At 66.4% G+C, this 13,272-nt stretch carries 11 protein-coding genes and 2 tRNA genes; 8 read left to right on the top strand and 5 right to left on the bottom strand.

The features are described 5' to 3' along the window. The first annotated feature begins 50 nt into the window (after positions 1–50). From AC0IZJ_RS05060 to AC0IZJ_RS05040, 5 genes are read left to right on the top strand one after another with little or no spacing between them, the layout of a single operon-like run. Positions 51–293, top strand: a complete 243-nt coding sequence (locus tag AC0IZJ_RS05060) for a hypothetical protein (RefSeq protein WP_471847299.1) — start codon at positions 51–53, stop codon at positions 291–293. 41 nt (positions 294–334) lie between these two features. Beyond that, on the top strand, positions 335–1,336 hold the full coding sequence (locus AC0IZJ_RS05055; protein WP_471847297.1) for a hypothetical protein: 1,002 nt from the start codon (positions 335–337) through the stop codon (positions 1,334–1,336). A gap of 60 nt (positions 1,337–1,396) precedes the next feature. Continuing rightward, entirely contained in the window at positions 1,397–2,938 is a 1,542-nt protein-coding gene (locus AC0IZJ_RS05050) for a hypothetical protein (protein WP_471847295.1), read from the top strand. 11 nt (positions 2,939–2,949) lie between these two features. After that, the gene (locus AC0IZJ_RS05045) at positions 2,950–4,356 is read left to right on the top strand and encodes a hypothetical protein (RefSeq protein ID WP_471847293.1); all 1,407 of its coding nucleotides are present in this window, start codon (positions 2,950–2,952) and stop codon (positions 4,354–4,356) included. Further along, on the top strand, positions 4,356–5,498 hold the full coding sequence (locus tag AC0IZJ_RS05040; RefSeq protein ID WP_471847291.1) for a hypothetical protein: 1,143 nt from the start codon (positions 4,356–4,358) through the stop codon (positions 5,496–5,498). Before AC0IZJ_RS05045 ends, AC0IZJ_RS05040 begins: the two co-directional genes overlap by 1 nt. On the opposite strand, the gene AC0IZJ_RS05035 is transcribed toward AC0IZJ_RS05040, so the two are convergent. After that, positions 5,481–5,708: a hypothetical protein gene (locus AC0IZJ_RS05035; protein ID WP_471847289.1), complete on the bottom strand. Its 228-nt coding sequence runs from the start codon at positions 5,706–5,708 to the stop codon at positions 5,481–5,483. The two genes, AC0IZJ_RS05040 and AC0IZJ_RS05035, sit on opposite strands and share 18 nt — an antisense overlap. Before the next feature lie 652 nt (positions 5,709–6,360). On the opposite strand from AC0IZJ_RS05035, the gene AC0IZJ_RS05030 reads away from it, so the two are divergent. The 3 genes from AC0IZJ_RS05030 to AC0IZJ_RS05020 all read left to right on the top strand — a co-directional run bounded on the left by AC0IZJ_RS05030 (position 6,361) and on the right by AC0IZJ_RS05020 (position 10,185). Continuing rightward, a complete protein-coding gene (locus AC0IZJ_RS05030; RefSeq protein ID WP_471847287.1) occupies positions 6,361–7,326 on the top strand; it encodes a tyrosine-type recombinase/integrase in 966 nt (321 codons plus the stop codon). Positions 7,327–7,798: 472 nt separating this feature from the next. Next, positions 7,799–8,611, top strand: coding sequence for a hypothetical protein (locus AC0IZJ_RS05025; RefSeq protein ID WP_471847285.1), 813 nt, complete (start codon positions 7,799–7,801; stop codon positions 8,609–8,611). Beyond that, positions 8,608–10,185 (top strand): recombinase family protein, encoded by a 1,578-nt coding sequence (locus AC0IZJ_RS05020; RefSeq protein ID WP_471848461.1) that lies wholly within the window; start codon positions 8,608–8,610, stop codon positions 10,183–10,185. Before AC0IZJ_RS05025 ends, AC0IZJ_RS05020 begins: the two co-directional genes overlap by 4 nt. On the opposite strand, the gene AC0IZJ_RS05015 is transcribed toward AC0IZJ_RS05020, so the two are convergent. The 4 genes from AC0IZJ_RS05015 to AC0IZJ_RS05000 form a co-directional block, all read right to left on the bottom strand. Beyond that, positions 10,144–10,219 (bottom strand) — tRNA-Asn (locus AC0IZJ_RS05015). The genes AC0IZJ_RS05020 and AC0IZJ_RS05015 overlap by 42 nt on opposite strands. Before the next feature lie 111 nt (positions 10,220–10,330). Beyond that, positions 10,331–10,406, bottom strand: a tRNA-Asn gene (locus AC0IZJ_RS05010). Between the two features lie 36 nt (positions 10,407–10,442). Then, positions 10,443–12,569, bottom strand: a complete 2,127-nt coding sequence (locus AC0IZJ_RS05005; protein WP_471847283.1) for a TonB-dependent siderophore receptor — start codon at positions 12,567–12,569, stop codon at positions 10,443–10,445. Between the two features lie 252 nt (positions 12,570–12,821). Continuing rightward, positions 12,822–13,256, bottom strand: a complete 435-nt coding sequence (locus AC0IZJ_RS05000; protein WP_471847281.1) for a YciI family protein — start codon at positions 13,254–13,256, stop codon at positions 12,822–12,824. Between the last annotated feature and the right edge of the window lie 16 nt (positions 13,257–13,272).

The following is a 13,272-nucleotide window of genomic DNA, read 5'->3' as shown; positions in this document are numbered from 1 at the left end:
TACGGGGGCATCGGTTTGCGGGGTGGACTTGAGAGCAGTGGAGGAGAGCCGTGCCAAAAGCGGTGGAGTTGTTTTGTGAGCCTGAGGTCTGGGAGGACCTGGCTGAGCATGTGTTGGGTGGAGCCGCGGCGCTTGCGGCGTTTGAAAGCCTGTTGGCCGTGACGGTTGAGGGCGCGGTGTTGCCCGCCAGTTCGGCACGGGTGCTGCTGGCGCCGGCGCTGGATGCGCTGCAACAGGCGGCGGCGTTGGTGCAGAGCCTGCGGGCGCGGGACGTGGCCAGCGACTTGGCCTGAGGTCTGCAATTGGCGGCGGCAGAGGCCCACAGTGGCGGCCAATGCCCAAGAAACCGAAGGATTGGAGTGCCGAGCTCGAGCGCGTGAATTTTGCGTGCGCGGTGTGCCGCCACGCTTGGGATGCGAAGCCTGACCTGGTGGAGCCGGCAGGCGAGGAAGACGACGCGCACCACCCGTGGCGGTACTTCGCAATGTGTGACCGCTGCGGCGCAGAGAACCAGCCGCAGGCGAAGTGGGAGCGGGCGCTGTTGAAAGCGCACCAGGCGGCGACGGGGCCGCGCACGGCGGAGGGGTTGGCCGCGAGCGCGGCGAACCTGGCTGGCCACCCGACGCAGGAGGAGGCGAGGCGGACACGGTTCAACGCGATGAAGCATGGGTTGAATGCGCGGGTGGCGACGTACTTTCCGGCGAAGCCGGACAGCTACGCCTTCTGCGCGCGGTGCGATGTGAACCGGGTGTGGTGCTCAGAGCAGCCGGCGTGCGTGAAGCAAGCGGAGACGTTCATGCTGCACCACGCGGCGTTTGAGCAGCGCAACCCGCGGGCGCTGGCCCGGCTGCATGGCGACCTGCACGCTGCGCTGGTGGCGAGCCTGCAGCTGTGCTTGCAGGAGGTGCTGGGGACAGGCGTTGTCATCAAGTCTCCGAAGCTGGAGCTGCGGCCGAGCCCGGACCCTGCCGACGACGGCGCGCTGGTGAACATGGCGGTGAGCTATGTGGACGACATGGGCCAGGTGCGCTACGTGTACGACTACTCGGCAAACCCGGCGTTCAAACCGATTGCCGACCTGGTGACGCGGCTGGGCCTGAGCCTGAGCGACCTGGGCATGACGATCAAGGCTCAAGAAGACGACGAGGCGCAGCTGCGCGGCCGCCTGGCCGACACGCAGAAGCCGCCGGAAGTGATGGCGGCGTTTGCGGACCGGATGCTGCTGGCGATGGGCAAGCTGCCGGCGCTGTTGGATGCGGCGCGGCAGGTGGCGGCGCAGGACCCGGTGCTGCTGGAGCACCAGGCGCAGACCGGCGGCCAGGCCGGCGAAGCCTGAGCCATGCGACAGAGCGCTGCGCAGCGTGTCGAGCATGCCTCGGTGGCGGAGCGCGAGATCATGAAGTTCGCAGCCGTCGACGAGCGGACGGGGCTGCGGCCGCATGCGCTGTGGCACAAGCACGTGCACAACGTCGAGCTGGACCCGGTGCAGTGCCTGAAGATGATTGAGATGGACACCCACCGGAACACGGTGGACTTCAGCAGCCGGCGCACGGGCAAGACGGCGGTGAAGGAGATGTACAACCTGGAGCGCCTGGCCACCGAGGCGTATCAGGAGTGCGGCATCGTGGCGCCGCGGATGCAGCAGAGCCAGAACAACCTGGACTACATGCTGGAGGCGATCAGGCGCAGCCCGATGCTGAGCGCCTACGTGGCCTTCAAGCAAGGGCGGCCGCAGCTGAAGGACACGGGCTTCGAGTTCGCGAACCACAGCAAGGGCTCGGCCTACGGGATCATGAGCCAGATCGACGGCGACGCGATCACGATCGCGAGCCTCGAGGAGACGGACGACATGCCGCAGGACCGGCTGTTGAGCCGCTTCCTGCCAATGCTGGGCGCGGCGCGCCGGCTGGGGGTGGACGCCGGCGTGGCGAAGTTCAAGCCGGAGGTGCGGATCTCGGGCGTGTTCAAGGGCGCGGGGGTGCTGGAGGCGCTGTTGAAGTCTGGCGAGTACCACACGCTCACCATCGTGGACGTGCACCTGGGTGTGGCGCTGGGCGCCGTGGACGCGGGGTGGGCCGAGAGCATGCGGGTGCAGCTGCCGGCCGATGAGTACATACGGCAGTTCCTGTGCCGGAACATCCAGGCGCGGAACTGGATCTGGGAGGAGCACATCCGGCGGGCGCTGGCTGTCGGCCTCGAGGCGGGGCTGGAGCGGGCTGGGCCGCTGCCGGGCGAGCGCTATAGGAAGCGTGGGCTGCTGAGCATTGGGTACGACCACACGGGGCACGGGGAGCGGCCGGAGGCGTCGAAGAGCACGCTGGTGGTGTGCGAGCAGATCGGCAACTTCGTGACGTTCCCTTTCGTGAAGAGCTGGCCGGCCGGCACGAGCGACGAGGCGATCAAGCGGGACCTGAAGGCGCTGTGGGCGTATTTCATGCCGGACTACGCGATAGGCGATGCGTACGGCGTGGGCATGCTGACGGGGCTGAACGATGACCTGTTCCGCGAGGGGCTGACGCCGATCAACCGGGAGACGGTGGCGGATGGGCAGAGCACGGCGGCGGCCTGGGCCGAGTGGGCGTTTGCGCCGATGCGGTTTGAGGGGATGACGAAGCACGTGATGGCGAGCGCCGTGCGCGAGATTTTTCACCACGGGCGCGCGGCGATCCCGTATGTGGACACGGGCTTTGACAAGGAAGACCCGGACTGGCTGGCTCTGGTGCGGCAGCTGGGGAACATCAAGGCGCTGCCGACGAAGGCGAGCTACACGAGCTTCAAGATGGCCGACACGAAGCTGGGCGACGACTTGTTCGACGCGCTGTGCGCCGGCGTGTACGCGCTGATGACACGCGGCCTGGCTGATGCGCCGGCTGTGATCCAAACCCGAAAGATGGACCGTGCGGCGCTGTTGGGCGGGAGCCCGCTGGCGCTGCACTGAAGGAGCGAGTGATGAAGATCCAAACGACCGAGAAGCTGGTGCTGGGCGATGGCTGGGCGAAGGCGCGCGCGGCGCAGCCGCCCGCGGTGACGGGCATGCCGATGGAGCGCGGTGCACGGGTGCCGGCCGACGAGGCGATGCGGCGGATGTACCGGCAGTTCGCGGTTAGCACGGAGGTGCGGGAGAAGATCCTGACGCTGCGGCAGATGGAGGTGAGCGACGGCCGGGTGAAGATGATTCACAGCCGGATCTGCCGCGACACGATCAGGGGCGGGCTGGTGATGCAGTTTCGAGAGAAGGCGAGCAGCGAGACGCTGCGGCGCGAGTGGCTGGACTTTGCGCAGCGGCTGCAGCTGACGAACGCGCAGAAGATCCGCAGCGATGCGCGAGGCCTGGTGTGCGAGGGAAACCTGCCGCTGCAGTTGGTGCTGAGCGTGGACGGCCGACAGGTGGACGCGGCGGTGCGGATGCCGGCGGAGACGATCGTGCCGATCGTGAATGACGGAGGGCGCTTCAGCGACGCCGCGGCGGCCTATGAGCAGCGCAACGTGGTGACAGGGCAGGTGATAGCCACGTTTGCGGCGTGGCAGCTGCCTATGGCGCGCTACGACCCGCTGAACTTCGACGACCTGGGCGAGATGGGGCGACCACTGCTTGATGCGGTGTGCACGAAGTGGCGCATGCTGATGATGACGGAGGAGGACCTGGTGATCCGCCGGCGGACGAGGGCGCCGCTGCGCCTTTCGCATGTGCTGGAGGGAGCAGACCAGATCGCGCTTGAAACGTACCGACGCGAGGTGGAAGGCGAGAAGGGCGAGATCAACACCGACTTCTATTCGACGAAGCGCGGAGGGGTGACTGCCCTGCAGGGTGACGCGAACCTGGACCACATCGCCGATGTCGTGCACCTGCTGGACAGCTTCTTCGCAGGCACGCCGGTGAACAAGGCGCTGGCGGGCTACGTGGACGGTGTCTCTCGCGACGTGCTGGAGGACCTGAAGCGGGATTACTTCGACGAGATCGACCACGTGCAGGACACGCTGGCGCATGAGTACGAGGCGGCGTTCCGGATTCACCTGCTGTTTCGAGGCATCGTGGCCGGGCCGGAGGAGTTCTCGGCGCGGATGGCGGAGCGGCGGACGGAGACGCCCAACCAGGTGGCCGACCTGGCGCTGAAGATGCTGGCCCTGGGCCTGCCGCCGCCGATGGTGTGGGAGGAGATGGGCTATGACCCCAAGACCGTGGCGGATGCCGTCGACGCTTGGGCGAAGGACCATGACCCGTACCCCCCGGCCCCCGGCCAAGAGGGGCAGAGCGGCAAGCCAGCGGTCAAGGTGACACCGGGGAATGCGCGCAAGGGTGAGAGCGCGACGAGCGTGCCGGTGCCTGGGAGCAACGGCGGGAAGGGGCGCGGCTGATGGCCGAGCTGACGCGCACGGCCATCGCCTCGGCGATCGTGCGGGCGAGCCGCCAGGCGCATGCCGCGATGGAGCGGCTGGACGCGCAGCTCGTGGAGCGGCTGACGGAGAGTTACCAGGCAGCGGCGGAGAACGTGCGCGCCGCGATCGCGGCGGCCGCGGCGGCGTCAGGCTCGGGCAGCTCAGTGCGGCTCGAGCAGATGCGCGGGTTGCTGGCCAGGGTGGAGGGCGTGCTGGACGGCCTGGCCAGCGCTCAGAGCGATGCGATCGGCCAGGCGATACGGCAGGCGGCCGAGCTGGGTGTGCAGCCGCTGACGGAGCTGCAACTGGGCGCGGGCGGGACGCCAGCAGCGCCTGGGGCTGGCGTGCTGGCGGCTGGCGATGCGATGCGCCAAGTGGACGCGGCGGTGGTGTTCGTCGAGCACTTTCGGGCGGCGGATGGGTTGAGCCTCAGTGACCGGCTTTGGCGGGTGGACCGAGGTGCGCGGCAGGCGGTGACGGGCGTGATTCAGCAGGCTGTGGTGCAGGGCTGGAGCGCGGACAAGGCGGCGCAGGAGCTGATCATGCGCGGCCAGCCGGTGCCGGCGCAGACCGAGGCGGCCAGGCGCGCCGGCGACACGACGCGGGTCATGCGGGCGGCCGATGTGCTGCACGACGGCGCCGGCGGCGATGGGGGCGACCAGGCCACGGCGTTGGCCAACGTGCTGCGCGTGATGCGTACTGAGGTGAACCGGGCGCATGGCGAGGCGTACATGGGCGGGGCGGCCGAGGCGCCTGGGGTGGTGGGCTTTCAGTTCCTGCTGAGCCCCCGGCACCCCCGGGCCGATGTGTGCGACCTGCTGGCCAAGCAGAACCTGCACGGGCTGGGCGCGGGCGTGTACCCGGACCGGAAGCGCTGCCCGTGGCCAGCGCACCCGAACACGCTCAGCTTCGTTGTGGCGCGGTTTGCGCACCAGGTGACGGACGAGGACCGGGCAGGGCGGGAGACGACTCTGGAGGCGCTGGACCGGCTGGGGCCGGAGATCCGCGCCGGGGTGCTGGGGCCGACGAAGGCCGAGTACTTTGACCAGGGTGTGCTGCGGACCGGGATGGTTCGGGCGACCGTGGGGGCCGTGCGCGCGCGGCTAGGGCGCGCCGCCTGATCGGCCCGCAATTTCGTCCGCACGGCGCTGGCAGCCGCTGAACCAGTTTTTGAAGCAGATGCGCTCGTGTGCACGGACCGCTCTGATCGTGGCTAGGTAGTTGACCGGCAGGGTCCCGGCCAGGGTCATCTCGGCGAAGGCGGCTTCTATGCGGCGCACTTGTTCGTGGGCAGAGATCCAGATCTCGTACTGGGAGTAGTGCAGCTGCAATGCGGCCACCTCAGCGCGTGAAAACGGTCGGAGGTCAGACCTGAGCAAGGCGCGGTCCCGTGCGCTCGCATGGACTCGGCGCGCCGGCGTGCTCTGTCAGACATTCCCCCCGTACCCCCAACCGAAAAAGCCGGGGCAGAGGCGGAGCTGGGACAAAGGGAGCGGCGCCAGCGTTCAAATTTCCTGTGGGAAGGGAGGGAGGCGCGCAAATAGCCGTGGATCAGTGGATGAAATAGCTTGGCTCAATGAGAGCCTCTATGAGAGGTTACGAGTTGCCTCATTTTTAGTCCACGGGTCGAGCTGCTTTTTCCACGGGTCAGTATGTTTTGTCCACTACTGCCAGTTTGCGATCGCCGCCGCTTGGTATCTCTATCTCTTTGATTTATATAGAAGAAGAGAAAAAATACGGGGGTGAGCGAGGAAATCTATATCCACGGGTCGGCCACGGGTCGGAAATATGTAACCACGGGTTGGACCCCCTTCCACGGGTCAATCCGTGGATTAGGAATCGGCCGCAAACCCGCATGGATACTGGGTTTGCATGGTTTTAAAATGGGCCTTCCACGCATCCACGGGAATTTCTCCCTGTGCCCCCCTGGAGAAGGCCAATATGCAGGGTCATCCGTCCGATTCCGAGGCGATCGAAGGTTTCATGGCCTACCTGCAAGGTACCCGCGGCCGGCGGCCGCGCACGCTGGAGGCGTATGGCGCGTGCCTGGCGCGGCTACAGGAGTTCATGCAGGGCAGGGCGCTGCTGACGGCTCAAGCCATGGAGCTGGAGGCGTTCTGCGGCATCTGGCTGCACAAGCGGGGCGTGGTGGCCAGGTCGCGCAAGCCGTACATCTCGGCGGTGCGTGGCTTCTTTGCGTGGGCGACCGAGCGTGGGCGTATCGCCGTCGACGTCGCCGGCGGGCTGCTTCACCCGAAGACAGGGAAGCCGATCCCTGAGGCGATGAGCCTGGCCAACGCGGAGAAGCTGATGTGGGCGCCGGACCTGGCGACGTTCCTCGGGCTGCGGGACGCGGCCATGCTGTCGCTGTTGATCGGCTGTGGGCTGCGCGTGTCCGGCCTGGTCAACCTGGACGTGGAGAGCCTGCGCAACGACCAGCTGGAGGGCAAGCCGCGGTTGTCGCTGCGCGTTGTGGAGAAGGGCGAGAAGGAGCGGCTGCTGCCGGTGCCACGCGAGGCTGAAATGCTGCTGCGGACGTATCTGGACCACGAGGACCTGGCCGGGTACGACAGGCTGCTGCCGAGCGGCCGGCGAGTGCTGTTCGTGAACGCCCGCAACACGCGGGTGCCGGCGCATGAGTACCGTGGCGATGCAGTGCGGCTGACGCGCAAGTCGGTGTGGGGCCTGATCCAGCGGTATGGCGAGGCTGTGGGCATCCCTGAGGCTGAGAGGCACCCTCACGCGCTGCGGCACCTGTTCGGCGCTGAGCTGGGCGAGGACGACGTGAACTTGATCATGCGTGGCGAGCTGCTGGGCCACAGCGACCCGAAGACGACGGCGATGTACGACGGGCTGGCCATGCGACGCAAGACGCGGGTGATGGATGCGACGTCGCCGCTGACCAAGATCAAGACGCCGGTCACCGAGATCCTGCGCCGCCTGGGCTGAGCGGCGGGTCAAGGCGAGGGCGTCTCGTCCATGCATGCGGACACAACTGAGAGAGGGTCACCATGCAGCGAAGGGCATATGGCAGGAAACATCGATGGTGTGAGTCGATTGCGCGCACCGTCCAAATCTGTAACAGGAACGGGCTAAGTCATGGATGAGGACACAAACGAGCATGTCTGCGCCACTGCGTGCTTTGACAAAAGGCGCGGTGGCGCGTGGCTCATCTCACTGTGGGAGGGGGTACGCAATGACGCCTGAAACACGCGGCGATGAGGCAGCAGCGTGCACGTTGGACCTGTGGCCCGACGGCCAGGCCGCGCCGGTGCCCGCGCCCGCCCAGGGGGTGGGGGGTCGGCAGGCGTCCCGGCGCCCCGGCAGGGGGGGAGGTGGGTACCTGAACGGATGCAACGGTGCAGAACTTCCGCGCCTCTGGCCGGTGCCGCCGCTCGCGGATGGCTCGCGAGATCTGCGCATGCTCGAGCTCGAGGAGATCGGGCTCTCCGCGATGTGGCTCGGCGTCGCGACGTTTCTCGGCTACGACCGGTTCATGACACTGTGGCGCCACCTGTCGGCCGATGCTCGCGTGCTCACCGAGGACAACCAGATCGTGATCCAGCTGCGCGACTTCGCCTGGTACGAGCGCATGCAGCGGGATCTGTTCATCCGTCGCATGGCTGCTTCTGGCTTCAAGACGGCCGAGATCCACCTGCAGCTGCGCTCGCAATTTGGCGACCACCACACGACGCGCAAGATGGTCAACCAAGTCGCGTCGACGCGCTGGGAAGGCAATCGCATGGTGGCCAAACACGCCCACCGCCTGAGCCTGTACATGCAGCAGCGCATGCGCGACGCCGCCTTGCAGGCATGCAGCCAGGATCTCTTCCCGCGCGATCTCGAGCGCGCGATCGTGGCCGAGGCCGCGCGCTCGCCGATGCCGATGCGCGGGCCGGCGCGTGAGCGGGCCGACATGGCCGAGATGATCGATATCGGCCTGCAAGCAGCCTGGCTGGACGTCGTGCGCCTGGTGGGCTACGACGCCTTCGTGGCGCTGTGGCGCGCATGGTCGGGCGATCGCTCGCTGCGCAAGGCCTCGGGCTTGATCGAGCTGCGCCTGCGCTCTGTGCGGGCCTTCGATCGCTACCAGCGCAATCGGTACATCGAGACGCTGGTGCACTCTGGCCTAAAGCCGCGCGAGATCTACACCATGATTCGACGCGACCTTGGTGAGGAACTGAGCCAACGTCAGCTATTGCGTCTGGTCAAGGCAGCTAAGGTGCCTGCATGAAGCTGGCCGTCATCTACGTGCGGGTGAGTACCGACCGCCAGGCCGATGAAGGGCTGTCGATCGAAAGTCAGATTGAGTCCTGCAGGCGCAAGGCCGAGGGCATGGGCGGTACCGTCGTCACGATCTTTCGGGATGAGGGCATTTCCGGGACGACCGATGCGCGGCCGGGCTTTCGCTCGGCGATCAGCCGGTGTTCGCTGGGGGACATCGACTACTTCGTCTGCTGGAGCAGCAGCAGGTTCGCTCGAGATCAGCACGACGCCATCGCCTATAAGCGAGAGCTGGTGAGCTATCGCACGCAGCTCGTATACGCGCAGTCGGAGATCAACCTGAACTCGCACGAGGGCTGGATGCTGGACAGCTTCCAGCAGGTCATCGATGAGTCTTACTCACGCCAGATCGCTGCGGACACCAAGCGCAGCATGATGAAGGCCGCCGGCGAAGGCTTCTTCATGGGTGGCCGCGTGCCATTTGGCTACAGCACGGCCACCGTGCCCGGTAGCAAGCGCCACCGCCTCGTGCCGAACGAAGCGGAGGCTGCCGTTGTACGTCAGATCTTCGACCTAGCCGGGCAAGGCCACGGCACGCTGCTGATCGCTTCCAAGCTCAACGCCGACGGCCTGCTGCTTCGTGGCAAGCGCTGGTCGAAGGGCACGCTTCTTTACCTGCTGAAAAACGAGGTCTACATGGGCCAGGTCATCTTCAACCGATTCAACAGCAAGACACGCAGCCCCAGACCCGTCGAGGAGTGGTCGCGCGCACAGGGCCATCAAGCCCTTGTTGGTGCCGACATCTTCGAATTGGCCCAGAAAGGGCTGGAGGAGCGTGCGCCAACGCAGGACCGTGGTGCTGCCGTCAGCAGCCACGTTTTCACTGGCCTGCTGCGATGCGGCCTTTGCAGCAGTTCCCTGCAGATCTGCACAGGCACAGGCCGCGGGAACATCGTCTACTCGTACTACGCTTGCAGGAACGACCTGCAAGGCCGGAGCTGCTCGTTCAAGCGGTTCCGCGCTGACACGTTCGACACTTTGATGGTCGACGAACTGATGGACAAGCTGCTGTCGCCTGACGCCATCCAGCGCATGCTGGACCAGCTCGACGAAGCGGCGACGCGCTGGGTAAAAGATCGGGCTCAGCGGCGCACCGCACTCGTGCTTGAACTTCGCGCCGTGGAAGGCAGGCGAGCGAAGCTTTATGACGTGTTGGAGTTGGCGGGTGTCGACGCGCCTGGCGTGGCCGAAATGGGGCCACGGCTGCGGGCGCTCAATGACCAGGTGTCGAAGCTCGAGGCGAGCCTGCAAAGCCTGGAGAACGAAGCCGAACCTCAACTGGGCCGGCTAGACATCACACCGGTCGAGGCGGCGGAAGTCTTCAGAAAAACAATTCGGGGGTCCGAAGACCCCCGATCAATACGAGCTTTTATGGCCAGCATCGCTGACCAGATCACCGTCCACCCCGAAGAGGTGGAGGTGAGCTACAAGCCCGAGTGCCTCATCCAGATGGACGGGAACTCGGTTCATAGCAAGCACAGATGGCTCCCCGACCTGGGCTCGAACCAGGGACCTACGGATTAACAGTCCGGCGCTCTACCGACTGAGCTATCGAGGAATTGTCTTTGACGACTGCCTGCCGTTCGGTTGCAGCAGGCTCTTGTTGTTGTGCTCGGCACTTGCGTGCCGACTCTGAAAATTAGCGCTTGCGCGCCAATCTCTGAATTTCTGGCTCCCCGACCTGGGCTCGAACCAGGGACCTACGGATTAACAGTCCGGCGCTCTACCGACTGAGCTATCGAGGAACAGAGCCCGTGACTATAGCAGTCTTTTTCAGGGTCTCAGAGCCGGACCTCCAGGCTCGCGCGCAAGGTGCGGGAGCTGAGCGGGTAGAGGTAGCTGTGGTCGAACTGGAACGGGGACTCGCGCCAGGCGCGGCGGTTGGTCAGGTTGTCCACGGCGGCGCGCCAGATCCAGGTCTGGTTGCCCTGCAGCTGTGTGTAGCGCAGCCCGGCGTCGACCACCGTCCACGCGGGCACGGCAACGCTGTTGTCGGGCGTTGCGAAACGGCGGGCTTCGAAGCGCAGCCCCAGTTGGGCCTGCAGGCCGGGCAGCAGGTCCTGGCGTACGTGGGCCTTGAGGGTCGTCTCGGGCACGTTGTCTGGCCGGTTGCCGTTGAGGCTCGCGTCGGCGCTGCCTTCGCGGCGTGCGTGCATGCGCATGACGCTGCCGAACAGGCCGCCACCGCTCCACTTCAGGTCGGCGCTCGCTTCGACGCCGCGATGGCGAGCGTAGCCGTCGGCCCGGCGTTCGCAGCTGTCGTTGGCGCTGCACTCCGTGAACCCGGTTAGCACGACATCTCGCCACGCCGGGCGGCGGATATCGAAGAGGGTCAGCGAGCCTTCGACACGCTGGCTGCCGGTCTTCAGGCCGATCTCTGTCTGGCGGCTCTTCAGCGCGGGCAGGGCCTGGCCGCGGTTCTTGTAGCGCGCACGGTTGGGAGCGACTTCGCTTTCGATGCCCTGGCCCCAGCTGGCGTAAACCAGCCAGTCGCTGGCGATGGCGTGGCTGAGCGCGACCCACGGCGTGGTGACGCTTTGCGAGTAGTCGGTGGGCCGCGAGCCGTCGGTGCGCACGCTTTCGCGGTGCAGGCGGGTGTGGCGCAGACCGAGCCAGGCGCTGGTGTCGGCGCTCAGCGCCACTCGGTCGCGCAGGTAGAGCTCGTTGCTGCGCTCATCGCGGTTGGTGTTCTCGTCGGTGAGATCAGGCTGTGGCGCGGTGACCGTGCTGCCATCGACATTGCCGATGCCGGCCCAGTTGTAGGCCTGGCGCTGGAAGCGGCTCTTGAACTGGCTCGTCAGCCCGCCGACGGTGACGTCATGGCGCTGGCCGGCCAGTTGCACCGGGCCGCTGGCGGAGACGTCAAGCGCCGTCGTGTCGCGGTGTTCGTTCTCGCTGCGGAAGTCGTAAAGGTCATAAGTGCCGTCGGCACAGAAGCGCGAGTAGTCGTCGACGGCGGAACAACCGAATGCATAGGCCAGGCGGTCGTCGCTGCGCAGACGCTGGATGCCCAGGGCTGCCTGCACGCGCCAATCGCCGCTCAGCTTGTGCTGCACACGCAGCGACGCATGCGTGTTGTCGAAGACGACAGGCAGGCTCCAGGGCTGATTGTTCAGGCTGAGCTTGGGGTCGACGCTGTTGGCGTCGGGCAGGCGGTTGCCGAGCAGGCTGAAGCCTTGCTGGCTGGGCTGGCTCTGGCGGTTGAGCTCGATCTCGGCCTCGACGAGGGTGTCGGGGCTGAGGCGCCAGTCGGTGGCCAGCGCAGCCGTGTGGGACCGGCCCTTGCTGTTTCGCAGTTGCGGGTCGAGGTGGGCCGCTGCGAGGTTGACGCGGACACCGAACTCGCGGTTGGGGCCGAAGCGTTGCGAGTGGTCCAGGCTGGCCTGCACCGAGCCGCCCTGGATGGCTTCCAGCATCAGCGCTGTGGCATCGTCGGCCAGCGGGCGCTTGACGACAAAATTGACGATGCCGGCCGGCGAGCTGGTGCCCGCTTGCATGCCGGAGCTGCCCTTCAGCACCTCGATGCCGGACTTGTTGACCAGCGACAGCGCGGTCTCGCCACTGATGGGCAGGCCGTCGCGGCGCAGGTTGAAGCGGTTGTCGAGGGCGAAGCCGCGAATCTTGAGCTGTGACCAATAGCCGACGGCGTTGTAAGCGTCGGAGACGGAAGCGTCGAGCTTGGTGATGCCCGAGAGCTGCGTGATGCCGAGGTCGTCCAGCCGCTCGGCGGAGAGGCTCAGCGCCTGCATCGGCAGCTTGGCCGGCGGGTCGTTGAAGCCAGACAGGCTGGGCACGGCCTCGGTGGCCTTGCCGGTCACGCGGACCTGGGGCAGGGATTGGGCAGAAGCGATGCCGGCGGCCAGCAAGGCGGCGGCGGAGGCGGTGAGGGAAAGAGTGGGTCGTGCCATCGGAATGCAAAGCGATGGCAGGTCGGCAAACGACGGAGCCCAGGGTCGAGAGACGAAGATTCGGCCTGAGCTATCAGCGTGCTTCCCTGCGCGAGGATTACCTCGAATCCCCTTTCGGGGACTCGGAAGCGCATTGCTGCGCGTCCAGTCAGGTTCAAAGGGACTGTCTCAGTCGATGACACAAGGCCATCAACACCCCTAGCGAAGACGCGCTGCACGGAGCGGCGCGTCGGGCTGGATTCTACGGGCCGTTCAGGCGGTGCCCTGGCGTGCGGCCAGGTCGGCCCGCAGCCCGTCTTCCTGCGCGCGCAGCTCGTCGGTGTAGCTGCTGCCGAAGTCCTCGGCTTCGTAGAACGGTCGGATCTCGATCTCGCTGTCGCCCCGCATCGGGTTGGGGCAGCGCTTGACCCACTCGATGGCTTCTTCGAGGGACGCCACCTTCCATATCCAGAAACCGGCGATCTGGTCGTGGGGTGCGCCGAAGGGGCCGTCGATGACGGCACGGTTCGGGCCCGAGAAGCGAACGCGCTTGCCGGCAGCAGTGGGCTTCAGGCCGTCGCCCATTTCCAGGATGCCAGCCTTGACCAGCTCTTCGTTGAACGCACCCATCGCGGTGAATTCCTCGGTGGTGGGCAGGCGGCCCGCTTCGGAATCGGCAGTGGCTTTCACGATCACCATGACACGCATCTCGGTCTCCTTGCAT

The sequence above is a fragment of the Roseateles sp. AC306 genome, from assembly GCF_979253795.1.
The sequence above is the reverse complement of the archived record's forward strand: the minus strand, read 5'-3'. Positions and strand labels throughout refer to the sequence as shown.